Origin of the sequence: Pseudomonas sp. P116, from assembly GCF_020149425.1 — a bacterium.
Lineage (GTDB): Bacteria > Pseudomonadota > Gammaproteobacteria > Pseudomonadales > Pseudomonadaceae > Aquipseudomonas > Aquipseudomonas anatoliensis.
Map to the genome: position 1 here is coordinate 621,287 of NZ_JACVHB010000002.1, position 15,188 is coordinate 636,474.

At 58.9% G+C, this 15,188-nt stretch carries 12 protein-coding genes; 3 read left to right on the forward strand and 9 right to left on the reverse strand.

Annotated elements, in window-relative coordinates; all coding sequences use genetic code 11:
* Window positions 1-13: 13 nt before the first annotated feature.
* Entirely contained in the window at window positions 14-1,207 is a 1,194-nt protein-coding gene (locus ICA15_RS09220) for an efflux RND transporter periplasmic adaptor subunit (RefSeq protein ID WP_210553074.1), read from the reverse strand.
* Window positions 1,208-1,256: 49 nt separating this feature from the next.
* A complete protein-coding gene (locus tag ICA15_RS09225) occupies window positions 1,257-2,504 on the reverse strand; it encodes a TolC family protein (RefSeq protein ID WP_210553075.1) in 1,248 nt (415 codons plus the stop codon).
* Between the two features lie 536 nt (window positions 2,505-3,040).
* On the opposite strand from ICA15_RS09225, the gene ICA15_RS09230 reads away from it, so the two are divergent.
* Entirely contained in the window at window positions 3,041-3,715 is a 675-nt protein-coding gene (locus ICA15_RS09230; RefSeq protein ID WP_150604162.1) for a heavy metal response regulator transcription factor, read from the forward strand.
* Window positions 3,712-5,145 carry a heavy metal sensor histidine kinase gene (locus ICA15_RS09235; protein ID WP_210553076.1) on the forward strand — a complete coding sequence of 478 codons (1,434 nt, stop codon included), beginning with the start codon at window positions 3,712-3,714 and terminating at the stop codon, window positions 5,143-5,145. Before ICA15_RS09230 ends, ICA15_RS09235 begins: the two co-directional genes overlap by 4 nt.
* 262 nt (window positions 5,146-5,407) lie before the next feature.
* Here the strand turns inward: ICA15_RS09235 and ICA15_RS09240 are convergent, their stop codons facing one another.
* From ICA15_RS09240 to ICA15_RS09265, 6 genes are read right to left on the reverse strand one after another with little or no spacing between them, the layout of a single operon-like run.
* On the reverse strand, window positions 5,408-7,150 hold the full coding sequence (locus ICA15_RS09240; RefSeq protein WP_042559890.1) for an ABC transporter substrate-binding protein: 1,743 nt from the start codon (window positions 7,148-7,150) through the stop codon (window positions 5,408-5,410).
* 48 nt (window positions 7,151-7,198) lie between these two features.
* A complete protein-coding gene (locus tag ICA15_RS09245; protein ID WP_042559891.1) occupies window positions 7,199-7,471 on the reverse strand; it encodes a DUF2160 domain-containing protein in 273 nt (90 codons plus the stop codon).
* Between the two features lie 10 nt (window positions 7,472-7,481).
* A complete protein-coding gene (locus ICA15_RS09250) occupies window positions 7,482-8,282 on the reverse strand; it encodes a carbohydrate ABC transporter permease (protein ID WP_150615212.1) in 801 nt (266 codons plus the stop codon).
* Between the two features lie 9 nt (window positions 8,283-8,291).
* On the reverse strand, window positions 8,292-9,158 hold the full coding sequence (locus ICA15_RS09255; RefSeq protein WP_042559892.1) for a carbohydrate ABC transporter permease: 867 nt from the start codon (window positions 9,156-9,158) through the stop codon (window positions 8,292-8,294).
* The gene (locus ICA15_RS09260; protein WP_210553077.1) at window positions 9,155-10,270 is read right to left on the reverse strand and encodes an ABC transporter ATP-binding protein; all 1,116 of its coding nucleotides are present in this window, start codon (window positions 10,268-10,270) and stop codon (window positions 9,155-9,157) included. Before ICA15_RS09260 ends, ICA15_RS09255 begins: the two co-directional genes overlap by 4 nt.
* Window positions 10,270-11,364, reverse strand: a complete 1,095-nt coding sequence (locus tag ICA15_RS09265) for an ABC transporter ATP-binding protein (RefSeq protein WP_210553078.1) — start codon at window positions 11,362-11,364, stop codon at window positions 10,270-10,272. Before ICA15_RS09265 ends, ICA15_RS09260 begins: the two co-directional genes overlap by 1 nt.
* A gap of 374 nt (window positions 11,365-11,738) precedes the next feature.
* Between ICA15_RS09265 and ICA15_RS09270 the strand changes: the two genes are divergently transcribed.
* Complete coding sequence (locus ICA15_RS09270) at window positions 11,739-13,577, forward strand: sigma-54-dependent Fis family transcriptional regulator (RefSeq protein WP_210553079.1); 1,839 nt, start codon at window positions 11,739-11,741, stop codon at window positions 13,575-13,577.
* A gap of 120 nt (window positions 13,578-13,697) precedes the next feature.
* On the opposite strand, the gene ICA15_RS09275 is transcribed toward ICA15_RS09270, so the two are convergent.
* Complete coding sequence (locus ICA15_RS09275; protein ID WP_210553080.1) at window positions 13,698-14,906, reverse strand: MFS transporter; 1,209 nt, start codon at window positions 14,904-14,906, stop codon at window positions 13,698-13,700.
* Between the last annotated feature and the right edge of the window lie 282 nt (window positions 14,907-15,188).

A 15,188-nucleotide genomic window follows, 5' to 3' on the forward strand; every position in this document is an offset into this window, starting at 1 on the left:
GAGTCTTCCGGGATCAGTGACTGTGCTCGGCTGAGGCTTTGCCCAGTTCCGATTTGAGGACGAAGCTGCCGGCGCTGGCGACTTGCGCGTTCGCATCCAACCCTTGAGTGATTTCCACAAAACCGCCTGCGCGGCTACCCAGTTCCACCGTTTGCGCCTTGAAGCCATCGTCGGTGCGCACGAACACCGTGGGTTTTTCCTCGACGGTCTGGATGGCGTTTTCCGGTACAGCCACTTTCGCCTGACGGCTGTCGGTGGCCACCAGCGCGGTGACGAACAGCCCCGGTCGCCACGAACCTTGCGGGTTTTCCAACGTGACGCGCACGGTCGCCGTGCGGGTTTGTTCGCCAAGCAGACTGCCGACGTAAGCCACGCTGCCGGTGACTTGCGCATTCAATTCCGGCGCGCTGACGGTAACGGTTTTGCCCACCTGCACCTTGGTCAGGTCCTTGGGCGACACGCCAAACGTTACCCAAACCCGCGACAGGTCGGAGAGCGTGAAAGCCGCTGTGGTTTCATCCACCACCTCCCCCGGCGTCAGGTGTTTTTCCACCACGACACCGTCGAACGGCGCACGCAGTTCATAGCGATTGCCGCCGGTGGCGACCACGCTGCCGCTGAGCACGCTGATTTTTTGCCGGGCGTTGTTCACGGCGATTTCGGCTTCTTCCATGGCTTGCCGCGCCTGAAGAAAATCCTGCTCGGCAGAAATCTTGTCCTGCCACAGCGTCTTTTCGCGCTCATAAGTCGTGCGCGCCAAGGCCAAACGGCGTTGCGCCGCAGCCTGCTCGCTGCGCTGGTCGGAGATCTGCTGACTGGAGATGACCGCCAGCAATTGCCCCTTCTTTACCGACTGCCCGAGGTTGACCGACACCGACTCGACCACGCCGGGCACGCGTGGCACGACGTGGGCGGTGCGGTCTTCGTCGAATCGCACTTCACCGGGGAACGGTAAACCCAGGCTGATGGTTTGCGCCCGCGCTTCGGCCAGTTGAATGCCGGCTGCGGTGATCTGTTCGGCGCTCAATTCAATGTGCCCTTCTTCGCCGTGGTCGCCGTCGGCGGCGGCGCCTTCTTCAGCGTGATTGGCATGTTCCGCCCCTTCATCCGCGTGGGCGTCGATAGACGCATTGCCCGGCCACATCGAGCCGATACCGATGCCCAGGGCCAAGGTTGCCGCAGCGACCACAATCAGTTTTTTATCCATGGAAACTCCTCTGCGCCGTGCCATCGCGCAGTGTTGAAAAAGATGAAATTCAAGGGCTGACGGCGAGCTCGCCGAAAATCCGTTCGATGCGTACGCGGGCGTCGGTGGCTTCGCTGACCGCCTGGATGTATTGGCTACGCGCACTGATCAAGGTGCGTTGCGCATCGAGCACGTCGAGAAAGCCGAACTTGCCCATTTCGAAACCGCGAGTGGCGCTGTCGACGGCACTTTGCGCGGCGGGCAGGATGGTTTGATTGAAGGCCTGAACTTCGCCGTTGGCGGTCTGCCATTGCTCAAGACTGGTCTGGATTTCAGTGCGCAAACGCAACTCGGTGGCGTTGCGTAGATCGCGCGCCTGATCGCTGCGTCGCGCGGCCGCCAGCACGTTGCCCTGATTGCGGTTGAACAGCGGAATTGGCATCGACAGCCCGACCACATTGACCCGTTCGCGCTCAGTTTCGCTGTACTGGCTGCCGAGGCTGACGGTGAGATCGGGAATGCGCTGGGACTTCTCCAGCCCCAACGAGGCTTCGCGCTGATCGATCTGCAATTTGGCCAGGCGCAGCTCGGCGGTTTCGTTCAAGCGGTCCAGCAGACGGCTCGGCGGTGGCACTGCGGGCATGTTTGGCGTGGCTGTTTTTACGTTGGTCGAGTTTGGCAACGGTGCGCCCATGACCTGCGCCAGTTGCTGATAAGCGTTGGCCTGATCACGTTCGGCGCGGCTCAGTTCAAGGCGTACTTCGGAGAGCTGCACCTGCGCCCGGGTGCCTTCGACCGGCGAGGATTTGCCCGCCTCGATACGGCCCTGCGCCACGCGCAAACCATGCTCGGCCAGTTGCAGGGATTGACGCGACAACTGCAAGCGCTGCTGTGCGGTCTGGGCGTTGTTGAACGCCTGAATCACATCGGCGCGCAAGGCATTGCGCTTGCGCTCCAGTTCAATACCGGCAGCGTCCTGGGCGCGGCTGGCAACATCGATGCGCGCGCCGCGTTTGCCGCCCAACTCGATCGGCTGGCTGAGCATCACTGTAGTAGTGCGTGAATCGCGGCGGGTGTCTTCGGCCTCCCAAGAAACTTCGGGGTTGGGGATCAGCCCCGCCTGTTGGCGATCACCCTCGGCGATGCCGATTTCCCATTGGGCAGCGGCCAGATCGGGGTTGCCGGCGAACGCGGTTTGCAGGGCCTGCTCCAGGGTCAGGGACGATGCGAGCGCAAGGTTTGCAGTGGCCAGCAACAGAATGCCGCTGGCTATTTTTTTCAGGCGTGTTCGCGCCATCAGTTCGGTTAAACCGGGCAATTGAAGACTTCCTTTAATCAAGAATCTTTGATGCCGCCACGGTAGGGTTTTGAACTTATCGACAAGGTGACTGGAAGATTACAAATCCGTTATCCACGGTTTGCCGAAGTTGTTTTGTTTTAGGATGCGAAGTGCTAGCGGTGTTATTGCAATACATGGAAACAAATGCGCGCTAGTTATCTGCTGAGCAGCACTTGCGGAAATCAAACTCATAAGGATTTTGTGGCTTGTGCTGCGGCCGACTGTCGCAGAGCACCGTTTTAAAGCGCTTGGCGGTTGACCCTGTAGCCACTACAACCTTTATTGTCCGGACTTACCCTCACCCCAGCCCTCTCCCGGTGGGAGAGGGAGCCGACCGAAGTGTCTGGCGTTATATATCGACCTGTTACATCAAGTCGATTATGGATTCAGTAATGTTTTCTCACGTCGGCGTAGTTCTGAAATATCCCGCGCTCAGTCCTCTCTCCCTCCGGGAGAGGGTTAGGGTGAGGGGCCGCCTTAATTAAATATCCATTAAATAAAAGTGGTGATAGATCATGCGAATCCTTGTGATCGAGGACGAGCTTAAAGCTGCCGAATACTTGCATCAGGGTTTGACCGAAAGTGGCTATATTGTTGACCACGCGACCACCGGTGCGGACGGTTTGCATCTGGCGCAACAACAGGTTTATGACCTGATCATTCTCGACGTCAACCTGCCGGAACTCGACGGCTGGGGCGTGCTGGAGCAGTTGCGCCGCACCCATTCGACACGGGTGATGATGCTCACCGCGCGCGGGCGGCTGGCCGACAAGATTCGCGGGCTCGACCTGGGCGCGGACGATTATCTGGTCAAGCCGTTCGAGTTTCCCGAGTTGCTGGCGCGAGTGCGCACATTGATGCGGCGCAGCGAAAACATCCCGGTGCCGCAGGTGCTGAAAGTCGCTGATCTGGAGCTTGATCCGGGGCGGCACCGCGCCTTTCGTGGCCAGCAGCGCATCGACTTGACCACCAAGGAGTTCGCCCTGCTGCACCTGTTGATGCGCCAGTCCGGCGAAGTGCTGACCCGCACGCAGATCATTTCGCTGGTGTGGGACATGAATTTCGATTGCGACACCAACGTGGTCGAGGTGTCGATCCGGCGGTTGCGGGCCAAAATCGATGAGCCGTTCGACAATAAGTTGATCCACACCCTGCGCGGTGTCGGCTATGTGCTGGAGGCGCGTGAATGAAGCCGGCCAGCCTGTCGATGCGCCTGGGTTTGACGGTGAGTATTCTCGGCGCGCTGCTGGTGGTGTTTCTGGCGATCCTCGCGTATTTCGCCCTGACCCATGAGCTCAATGCGCTCTCTCGAGACAGTCTGAAAAAGAAGATGGAACAGGTTGAACACAGCCTCTCGTTGTATGCCGACACTAGCGAAATCGGCGCTAAACCGCACATCCTGCTTGATCAGGTCATGGGCCATGACAACCTCACACTGACGATTTACGACCGCAACAATTTGCGCACGCCGTTGCTCAAATCCGGCACTGGCATGGCCGATTCGCGCCTTGAATTGAGGGTTGTGCGGGCGATCACCGACGATTTGACCTACTCCAGCAGCACCGATGCCGAGGGCGCGAAATTCCTCACCGCGTCGAGGCTGATCAGCCTCAAGGGCGGCGCCCGCGTACCTGTGTTGCTGTCGATGGACAACGCCCACGATGAGGCCTTGCTCAGTGCCTATCTGCGCTCGACGCTGATTGCCTTGCCGTTGCTGCTGATCTTCATCGGCCTGAGCGCCTGGGGTGCGGTGCAGCGTGGGCTGGCGCCGATGCGCGAGTTTCGCAAAGTGGCGGCGATGGTCTCGACCCAGGATCTGGATCATCGGCTGTCGGTGGTGAACATGCCGCAAGAGTTGAGCGAACTGGCGCAGGGCATCAACTTCATGCTGCATCGCCTGGATGCGGGGGTGCAGCAGTTGTCGCAGTTTTCGGATGATCTGGCCCATGAGTTGCGCACGCCGATCAATAACCTGATGGGCAAGGCGCAGGTGACGCTGTCGCGCGAACGCACCACCGAGGAATACAAGGACGTACTGGTCTCGTGCACCGAAGAACTGGAGCGCGTGGCGCGGATTGTTTCGGACATGCTGTTTCTGGCGCAGGTGAGCCACCCGTCGGCGCTGGCACCGTTTGAGCCGGTTGCGCTGGAGGTTGAGGCGGCGAAAGTGGCTGAGATGTTTTCGTTGTCGGCGCAGGACAAGGACATTCATTTGAACGTGGTCGGCAGTGCTTCGGTTCTTGGGGATCGGTTGATGATTCAGCGGGCGATATCGAATCTGCTGTCCAACGCGCTGCGCCATTGTCCGTCCGGCAAAACCGTGACGTTGATGATTGAACAAGCTGCGGCGCAGACTTCATTGCTGGTGAGCAATCCCGGTACGGGGATCGAGGCGCAGCATCTGCCCCATCTGTTTGATCGCTTCTACCGCGTAGACAGCAGCCGCTCGCGCTCGCAGGGCAGCACCGGGTTGGGCCTGGCGATCGTGCGCTCGATCATGAGCCTGCATCAGGGCGTGGCCGAGGTGAAGAGTTTGCCGGGGGCGATGACCGTGTTTCGACTGGGTTTCCCTGCAGTGACACGACCGGCCCCATCGCTTGCAGGCAAGCTCCCACAGTGAGTTGCGGTGACACCGGATTTTGTACATTCCAACGAAACCTGTGGGAGCCAGCCTGCTGGCGATTGCGGTGGGTCAGTCAACATCATTGTTGAATGTAAGTCCGCCATCGCTGGCAAGCCAGCTCCCACAGTGTTCAGTGGTGCCCACAAAATCCAGGAACACTCGAGATTCCTGTGGGAGCTGGCTTGCCAGCGATGGCGGTGGATCAGCCACAAAAGAAAACGGCACCTTGCGGTGCCGTTTGCCTTTCACAGTTCCCCCATCACTTACGCGCATCCGCCCACGATTTCAGCAGCTCGTTATAGCTCACGGTCTCACCCTTCGGTTTCTCGTTCGCCAGTTTCGGTTTCGGCGCACCCGGTTGATCGAACCAATACTGAGCATCGCGTTCCGGGTTCATTTTCGGTGCGCAGGTGGCCTGGGCCTTGGAGCGTTCCAGACGCGTCATGATCGCGTCCTGATCTTTCGCCAAGCCATCAAGCGCCTGCTGCGGAGTCTTCTCGCCGCTCGCCGCTTCGGCGATGTGGCTCCACCACAGTTGTGCCAGACGTGGATAGTCGGGCACGTTGGTGCCGGTCGGCGACCATTGCACGCGGGCCGGGCTGCGATAGAACTCGACCAGACCACCGAGTTTCGGCGCCAGATCGGTCATGGCCTGCGAGTTGATGTCCGACTCGCGAATCGGCGTCAGGCCGACAATGGTTTTCTTCAGCGAAACCGTTTTCGAGGTCACGAACTGCGCGTACAGCCACGCCGCAAGTTTCTGTTTCTCAGGCGTGGATTTCATGAACGTCCACGACCCCACATCCTGATAGCCGAGCTTCATGCCCTCTTCCCAATACGGGCCTTTAGGCGACGGCGCCATGCGCCACTTCGGCGTGCCGTCGGCGTTGACCACCGGCAGGCCGGGTTTGGTCATGTCGGCGGTGAACGCGGTGTACCAGAAGATCTGCTGGGCGATGTTGCCCTGCGATGGCACCGGGCCGGACTCGGAGAAAGTCATGCCCGCTGCTTCCGGTGGCGCGTAGGCCTTGAGCCAGTCGACATATTTGGTGGTGGCAAACACCGCCGCCGGGCCGTTGGTGTCGCCGCCGCGGGTCACGCTGGAGCCGACCGGATGGCAGTCCTCGACACGAATCCCCCACTCGTCCACCGGCAAACCGTTGGGCAAGCCCTTGTCGCCGCCGCCCGCCATGGAGAACCAGGCATCGGTGAAACGCCAGCCCAGCGACGGGTCTTTCTTGCCGTAGTCCATGTGCCCGTAAACGCGCTTGCCGTCGATTTCCTTGACGTCCTCGCTGAAGAATTTGGCGATGTCTTCATAGGCTGACCAGTTCACCGGCACACCCAATTCGTAGCCGTACTTTTCCTTGAACTTGGCTTTGAGGTCGGCACGCTCGAACCAGTCGGCGCGGAACCAGTACAGGTTGGCGAATTGCTGGTCGGGCAGTTGATAGATCTTGCCGTCCGGCGCGGTGGTGAACGAGATGCCGATAAAGTCCTTGAGGTCGAGGGTCGGCGAGGTGAAATTCTTGCCTTCGTTGGCCATCAGGTCGGTGATCGATTCGGTCTTGCCGTAGCGAAAGTGTGTACCGATCAGGTCCGAGTCGTTGACCCAGCCGTCATAAATATTCTTGTCGGACTGCATCACCGTCTGCATCTTTTCCACCACGTCGCCTTCTTGCAGCAGGTCGTGGGTGAGCTTGATCCCGGTGATTTCAGTGAAGGCCTTGGCCAGCACTTTCGACTCATATTCGTGGGTGGTCAGGGTTTCCGAAACCACCTTGATGTTCATGCCACGAAACGGCTCGGCTGCCTTGATGAACCACTTCAATTCTTCAAGCTGCTGTTCGGCCGTCAGGGTCGACGGTTTGAATTCGCTGCCGATCCACTTTTTCGCAGCGTCTTCGTAGGCATCGGCCCAGGCAGATGCGCTCAAACCGCTGAGTGCCAGCATGGCTGCCAATGAAATGCTATGTCGCAGCTTATTGTTTTTGTCGAACATAGAGACCTCCTGTTTAGGATTTCGGAGCACGATTGCCGATCAATTCGACTAGCCCCAACGCATCACAGCCAACAGCCACACCAGGGACAACGCGGACGCGACCCAGATGCTCCAGTCGGTGGCGCCGATTACCAGCAAATGCAGGTAGGCGCTGCCGAGAAGACCGATAAACAAGCGATCGCCACGGGTGGTGGCAATCGGCAGAAACCCTCGCCGCAAAATGCTCGGCGAACGCAATTCCCAGGTGGTCATGCCCACCAGAATCAGGCCGATGACGATGAAGAATGTCGCTGTGGGGGTGGTCCAACTCATCCATTCCATCATCAGCTCCTCAGACTCGACCGAGGGCAAAGCCCTTGGCCACGTGGTTGCGAACAAACCAGATCACCAGCATGCCGGGCAGAATGGTCAACACCCCCGCCGCCGCCAGCACGCCCCAATCGATACCGGAAGCCGACACCGTTCGGGTCATTACCGCCGCAATCGGCTTGGCGTTTACCGACGTCAACGTGCGCGCCAGCAGCAGTTCGACCCAGGAAAACATGAAGCAGAAAAACGCCGTGACGCCGATGCCGGAGCCGATCAGCGGGATGAAAATCTTCACGAAGAACTTGGGGAAACTGTAGCCATCAATGTAGGCGGTTTCGTCGATTTCTTTCGGCACGCCGGACATGAAGCCTTCGAGAATCCACACCGCCAACGGTACGTTGAACAGACAGTGCGCCAGTGCCACGGCGATGTGCGTGTCGAACAGACCAATCGACGAATACAGCTGGAAGAACGGCAACAGAAACACCGCCGGTGGTGCCATGCGATTGGTCAGCAGCCAGAAGAACAAGTGCTTGTCACCCAGGAAACGGTAGCGCGAAAACGCATAGGCCGCCGGCAATGCCACGCTCAGCGAGATCACCGTGTTCAGGCTGACGTAGTACAGCGAGTTGAGATAACCGTTGTACCAACTCGGATCGGTGAAGATCACCTTGTAGTTCGCCAGCGTGAAATCCTGTGGGAAAAGCGTCAGGCCACCGAGGATTTCGGTGTTGCTCTTGAAGGACATGTTCAGCAGCCAGTAGATCGGCACCAGCAGGAACAGGATGTAGATCAGCAACGGAATCAGCTTTCTCTTGCTCATGGCCGGGCCTCAGCGGTTGGCGTCGGAGTGCGTCATGGCGGTGTAGAACAGCCAGGACACCAACAGGATGATCAGGAAGTACACCAGCGAGAAAGCCGCTGCCGGACCCAGGTCGAATTGGCCTACAGCCATTTGCGTCAACGTCTGACTCAAGAAGGTCGTGGCGTTACCCGGCCCGCCGCCGGTGAGCACGAACGGCTCGGTGTAGATCATGAAACTGTCCATGAAGCGCAGCATCACCGCGATCAACAACACGCTTTTGAGCTTGGGCAACTGAATGTGCCTGAACACCGCCCATCCCGAAGCGCGGTCGATTCGCGCCGCTTGGTAATACACGTCAGGAATCGCCCGTAATCCGGAGAAACACAGCAGCGCCACCAATGAGGTCCAGTGCCAGACATCCATCACCAACACGGTCACCCAAGCGTCCATGGTGTTGGCCGCATAGTTGTAGCTGATGCCCATGGCATTGAGGCTGGAACCGAGCAAACCGATGTCGGCACGGCCGAAAATCTGCCAGATAGTGCCGACCACGTTCCACGGGATCAGCAGCGGAATCGCCAGAATGATCAGCACCACCGACGACCAGCGGCCCTTGGTCGGCATGGTCAGGGCGACAGCGATGCCCAGTGGAATTTCGATCAACAGCACGCACGCCGAGTAGATGAACTGGCGCAGCAGCGAGTCATGCAGACGCGGGTCGAGCAGCACTTGCTTGTACCAATCTGCGCCGACGAAGTAGCGGCTGGACTGGTCGAAGATGTCCTGCACCGAATAGTTGACCACGGTCATCATCGGGATAACGGCACTGAACGCCACCAGCAGAAACACCGGCAACACCAGCCACCAGGCCTTGTTGTTCTGCACCTTGTTCATGGCTGCACCTCGCTGTTTTCGCTGGCTTCGAGGAGGAATTCGTCGGCATAGACCATCAGCCACTGCGCCGGAAAACTGATGTACGCCGTGCCCTGCGGCACCGGTTTGTCTTCCGCCAGGCGAACTTTCAACGGTGCGCCGTCGAGGTCGAGGGTCATGATCTTGTAGGTGCCGAGGTCTTCGACGTGTACGACCCTGGCCTGCATCGCGTCATCAAACGGCTCGTCCCACACGTGAATGAACTCGGGACGGATGCCGACCTTCAGATTTTTCCACTGGCCATGTTCGATATGGCGCTGCAAGGCGTCGGACAACGGCAGGTGCGTCGAGGCGAAACCGACGCCACCGGGCTGCGGTTGCACTTCGATCAGATTCATACCCGGGCTGCCGATGAAGTAGCCGACGAAGGTGTGGCTCGGCCGCTCGAACAATTCCCGTGGCGTGCCGAACTGGACGATCTGGCCGCCGTACATCACCGCGATCTTGTCGGCGAAGGTCGAGGCCTCCAGTTGATCGTGGGTGACGTAGACCATGGTGATGTTGAACTGCTCGTGGATCTGTTTGAGCTTGCGCCGCAGTTTCCACTTCAGGTGCGGGTCGATCACCGTCAGCGGCTCATCGAAGAGGATCGCCGAGACGTCATCGCGCACCAGACCACGGCCCATGGAGACTTTCTGTTTTTCGTCAGCGGTGAGGTTGCGCGCCTTCTTGCTCAGCAGGTTTTGCAGGTCGAGCACTTCGGCAATTTCCTGCACCTTGCTGTGCACTTTCGCCTCGGCCATGCCCTGATTGCGCAGGGGAAACGCGAGGTTGTCGAACACGGTCATGGTGTCGTAGACCACCGGAAACTGGAACACCTGAGCAATGTTGCGCTTCTCCGGCGTCAGGTCGTTGACCGCTTTGCCGTCGAACAGCACATGCCCTTGGGAGGGACTGAGCAGGCCGGAAATGATGTTGAGCAAGGTCGACTTGCCGCAACCCGACGGCCCGAGCAGAGCATAGGCACCGCCCTGTTCCCAGACGTGATCCATCTCGCGGATCGCGTAATCCTCCGGCCCACCCGGGGTTTTGCTGTAGCTGTGAGCAAGGTGTTGCAAGCGGATTTCGGCCATCAGGCAACCCTCGCGACACGCCGGCCAGGTGCTTGCACCAGACGGCCCTGCGCATCGAAAACAAACAGTTTATGGGTCGGGATATAGATGCGGATCGGCGCATCGACGTCGTATTCGTGAACGCCCGGCAAGTGCAGCACCAGCAGGAAATGCTCGTTGCGCACATGCAGAAAGGTTTCAGAACCACTGATCTCGGCGACTTCGACGGTGACCGCCAATTCCAGATCATCATCGTTGCTCGGCACCAGCGAGATGTGGCTGGGGCGCACGCCAAAGCGGAACTCACCCTCGCCCACCGGACGCAGATCGACGTTCAACGGGAAGTGCACAAAATTGGCGAAACTGACTTCGTTGCCGGCGATGCGGCCGGGCATCAGGTTGATCGGAGGCTCGGAGAACAATTCGGCGGCGAGTACCGTTTGCGGCTGGTGATAAACCTCGGTCGAAGGACCGCTCTGAATCACCCGGCCTTCGTGAAGAATGGTCGTGGTGCCGCCCAGCGCCAACGCTTCGTTGGGCTCGGTGGTGGCGTAAATCGCAATGGTGTGGCGCAACTTGAACAGCTCGCGCATTTCCTGACGCAGTTCTTCGCGCAGTTTGTAGTCGAGGTTGACCAGCGGCTCATCGAACAGAATCAGTTCGGCATCCTTGACCAGCGCCCGCGCCATGGCAGTGCGTTGTTGCTGACCACCCGAGAGCTCCAGCGGATAACGCTGCAAGAACTTCTCGATGCGCAGCATTCGCGCGGTTTCCTGCACCCGGCTGTGGATGATCTCTTTCGAGACGCCGGCCTGGCGCAGTGGCGAGGCGATGTTCTCGAATACGGTCATGGTCGGGTAATTGATGAACTGCTGATAGACCATCGACACGTTGCGCAAGCGCACCGGGCGTTGCGTGACGTCGACACTGTTCATCAGCACGCGGCCGCTGTCTGGCTTGTCGAGGCCGGCCATCAGGCGCATCAGGCTGGTCTTGCCGGACAGCGTGCGACCGAGCAAAACGTTGAACGAACCGGGTTCGAATTTCAGGCAGGCATCGTCGATCCAGATCTGGCCCTCGACGGTGCGGCTGACGTGCTCCAGGGTGAGTGACATGGCTCGGCCTTTTTTATTTTTGGAGTCAAGCGACCTGTGCACTGGAGCGACTTTCGTGCCAAAAACGGCAAGCTGTTGATTTGTCGTGAAAATCGCTGAAAACGTCGCTAAGAGGCATTCAATGGTGAACACATTTGAACAGTTGGACGATTGACAATGAACAATTGTGAACAACACTCTATGCACTCTTCGCGCATCCCCGAATGCAAACGGAATTGCCTGCGAACGCAACATCGCCACCTGTAGGAGCTGCCGAAGGCTGCGATCTTTTGATCTTGTTTTTAACAAGCCACGTCAAAAGATCGCAGCCTTCGGCAGCTCCTACAGGGGATCGCATAACAATAATAAAAATGTTGTTTCAGAGGCTGACCGCCATGGCCGCACCTGCCCCGCCGTTGTCCCACGACGCAATCGTCCAGAGTTCCTGGCAACGCTGTCGCGCGTTCGGTCTTGACCACCAGAGCACCCCGGCTTTCGATCAACTGCCCGCCGCCAGCATTGCGCGGTTACTCGACAGTCAACATTCACTGGTGCAGACCACCCATCAGGAAGTGCTGCCCTATTACGAGAACATCCTCAGCAATTCCAATTGCCTGATCATGCTCGCCGATAACCAGGGCCAGGTGCTGACCTCGTGGGGCACGCAACGCTTTATCGAGCCGAATCTGGCCCGGGGGTTTCAGGCCGGGGCGAGCTGGATGGAGCGCTGCAGCGGCACCAATGCCATCGGCACGGCGCTGGCCTGTGAGCAGGCCGTGCACATCGAACACGATGAACATTTTCTTAAAGCCAACCGCTTCATGACCGGTTCCGCCGCGCCGATTTTCGATGCCGAGCGCAAGGTGATCGCGGTGCTCGACGTCTCCAGCGACAGCTATCTGCCGCCGTCGCACACACTGGGCATGGTCAAGATGATGAGCCAGACCGTGGAAAACCGGCTGATCCTCAACCTGTTCCACGGTCAGCACTTTCAACTGACCTTCAACACCGGGTTGAACAACCTCGACAGTCAGTGGGCCGGGTTGTTGATCTTTGATGAGAGCGGCCAGGTGCTGTCGGCCAATCGCCGGGCGGACAATCTGCTCGGCGTGCGTTTGTCGCGAGTGAGCGTCGAAAGCCTGTTCAAGGTGTCGTTGCTGGAGTTGATCAATCAGCCAGACGGGCTGCCGTTTGCCTTGCAGACCTCGGGGCGCAACCGTTTTCAGTGCCTGTTGAAGCGCCCGAAACAGGCACCGATTCAGGCGCGGGTTTTTACGGCTGAAACTAAACCCGTCGTTTCAACGACGATCAGCCTCAACACTCTGCACTTCGGCGACAGCCGCGTGGAAAAAGCCGTACGGCAAGCAGAACGACTCTTGGAAAAAGACATTCCCCTGCTGATTCACGGCGAAACCGGCGTCGGCAAAGAGGTGTTCGTCAAAGCCCTGCACCAGGCCAGTTCACGCAGCAAACAGGCGTTTATCGCCGTCAACTGCGCGGCGATCCCCGCCGAACTGGTCGAGTCCGAACTATTCGGCTACGAGAAAGGCGCGTTCACTGGCGCCAACCAGAAAGGCAGCATCGGCCTGATCCGCAAGGCTGACAAAGGCACGTTGTTCCTCGATGAAATCGGCGACATGCCGCTGCCCACTCAGGCGCGGTTGTTGCGGGTGTTGCAAGAGCGCTGCGTGCAACCGGTGGGCAGCAGTGAATTGTTCCCGGTGGATCTGCGGATTATCTCGGCGACTAACCGTTCGTTGCGCGAGCAAGTGCAACTGGGACGGTTTCGCGAGGATTTGTATTACCGCATTGGTGGCCTGACGCTGGAACTGCCGCCGCTGCGCGAGCGCAGTGATAAACAAGCGCTATTTAAACGGCTTTGGGAACAGCATCGAGAGCCGACGCAGTGGGCGGGTTTGAGTCCAGAGGTGCTGGAGTTGTTCGACAAACATCCGTGGCCGGGGAATCTGCGCCAGGTCAGCAGCGTGATGCAGGTGGCACTGGCCATGGCTGAAGAGCAACCGGTGCGGTTGGAGCATTTGCCGGATGATTTTTTTGTTGATCTGGAGATGGAGCCGGTTGAGAGCGCGCAGCCGTTGGGGTTGGATTTGAATGATGTTGAAGCGTTGAATCGGGAGTTGAAGTTGGCGGGGGGCAATATTTCGCACTTGGCGCGGCGGTTGGGGGTTAGTCGCAATACGCTTTATAAGCGGTTGCGGCAGTTGGGCGGTTAACAGCGAAGATCAAAAGATCGCAGCCTGCGACAGCTCCTACACGGTGTACGCAATGCCACTGTAGGAGCTGCCGAAGGCTGCGATCTTTTGACTTTGAAAGCTATATAAAAGCAGTGCGCATTACGAATACGCCGACTCAATATTTGTCGTTGAAGCAGCAGCCAACGTACGCAACCCAATCAACACAACCACCATCATCATCACCCCCGCACCAATCGCCACCCCGAACCCCGCACGCGCGCCATAAGCATCAATCACCGGCCCCGCGAGCATGCCCCCAAGCGCTACGCCAATGCTGATGCCAGTGGTCATCCACGTCAGCCCTTCTGTCATCCTGGACGCAGGGATGATGATCGTCCCCAACTTCATGACCACGACCATGGTGGGCGCAAACGATATGCCCGCGATAAACAGCATCGCTGACAGGACATAAACATCTGTTGCGAAAACCGGCAGTACGCCGGTGACGGCCGTGACCAATATGCCGATAAAGAACTGTTTTTCGATCGGCAGGGAAACCCGCAATGCACCGAACGTAAGGCCCGCCACCAGAGAGCCGAGCGCATAGGCGGCGAGCATGAACGTGGCAGACGCGGGCCAGCCTTGATCATTGGCAAAAGCCACGACGGCGACATCGATTGCACCGCCAATGGCGCCCATCGCCAACAGCGCCAGGACAATGGTGCGAACGCCAGGAATCAGCAACGTGGAACCGCTATTGCTGCGGTTGCCCACGACCACTTTCGGTTCGGTCTGGCGCTGCATGAGAAACGCCGTCACCCCGACGGCCAGCAGCCCGACCGCCACCAGTGGCCCGGCTTCGGCGAAGAAGCTCACGCTCAAACCGATCGCCAGTGGCGGGCCGATGATGTACGCGAGTTCGGTCAAGACCGTGTCCAGAGAGAACGCCGTGTGCAACTGCGGCTTGCCACGGAACAAGTGCGACCAGCGTGCCCTGATCATGGACGGCATACTGGGCATTGTCCCCGCCAGTGCCGCCAGAACAAAAAACAAGGCGGCAGGAGCCCTCATGTAGACGGCGAAGATCAGCGCCAGCAGCATGACCACGCTGAAAGCCGTGACGATGGGCAGCACGCGACTCTGGCCGCGCTGATCAACGAGTCTCGAAATAACCGGGCCGAGCAGCGCATTGGCCAAGGTGAACGTACCGGCGACGGCGCCGGCCAACCAGTAAACACCGGTTTGCTGGACCAGCATGGTGATGATGCCGATGCCGATCATTGCTTGTGGCAGTCGGGCAATAGAGCTCGCGAGCACTAACCCGGTGGCGCCGGGGGTGGTGAACAGTTCGCGATAGTGATTGGCCATGATTCCTCCTTTTATTAGTCGCTGGTCAGCATCCTGCTGCAAGCGCCGCCCATGTTGGCGGAGTCAGATATCAAGACCTACGCGTAGAGCAAAAGCAACCCCCTCACTAACGCTCTCCCGGAGGGAGAGGGTTAGTGAGGGGCTCTTCTTCGTGACAGGTCGAGGGTTGGAGGCACAGATCAAAAGATCGCAGCCTTCGGCAGCTCCTACAGGGTCGCGCTCGATGTAGGAGCTGCCGAAGGCTGCGATCTTTTGATTCTAAAAAACAAAAACCCGCACAAG

Coding starts and splice junctions, on each gene's coding strand:
- ICA15_RS09275 (WP_210553080.1), bottom strand. CDS start 14,906: ATGGCCAATCACTATCGCGAACTGTTCACCACCCCCGGCGCCACCGGG.
- ICA15_RS09255 (WP_042559892.1), bottom strand. CDS start 9,158: ATGAACAAGGTGCAGAACAACAAGGCCTGGTGGCTGGTGTTGCCGGTG.
- ICA15_RS09235 (WP_210553076.1), top strand. CDS start 3,712: ATGAAGCCGGCCAGCCTGTCGATGCGCCTGGGTTTGACGGTGAGTATT.
- ICA15_RS09265 (WP_210553078.1), bottom strand. CDS start 11,364: ATGTCACTCACCCTGGAGCACGTCAGCCGCACCGTCGAGGGCCAGATC.
- ICA15_RS09270 (WP_210553079.1), top strand. CDS start 11,739: ATGGCCGCACCTGCCCCGCCGTTGTCCCACGACGCAATCGTCCAGAGT.
- ICA15_RS09240 (WP_042559890.1), bottom strand. CDS start 7,150: ATGTTCGACAAAAACAATAAGCTGCGACATAGCATTTCATTGGCAGCC.
- ICA15_RS09220 (WP_210553074.1), bottom strand. CDS start 1,207: ATGGATAAAAAACTGATTGTGGTCGCTGCGGCAACCTTGGCCCTGGGC.
- ICA15_RS09260 (WP_210553077.1), bottom strand. CDS start 10,270: ATGGCCGAAATCCGCTTGCAACACCTTGCTCACAGCTACAGCAAAACC.
- ICA15_RS09230 (WP_150604162.1), top strand. CDS start 3,041: ATGCGAATCCTTGTGATCGAGGACGAGCTTAAAGCTGCCGAATACTTG.
- ICA15_RS09250 (WP_150615212.1), bottom strand. CDS start 8,282: ATGAGCAAGAGAAAGCTGATTCCGTTGCTGATCTACATCCTGTTCCTG.
- ICA15_RS09245 (WP_042559891.1), bottom strand. CDS start 7,471: ATGGAATGGATGAGTTGGACCACCCCCACAGCGACATTCTTCATCGTC.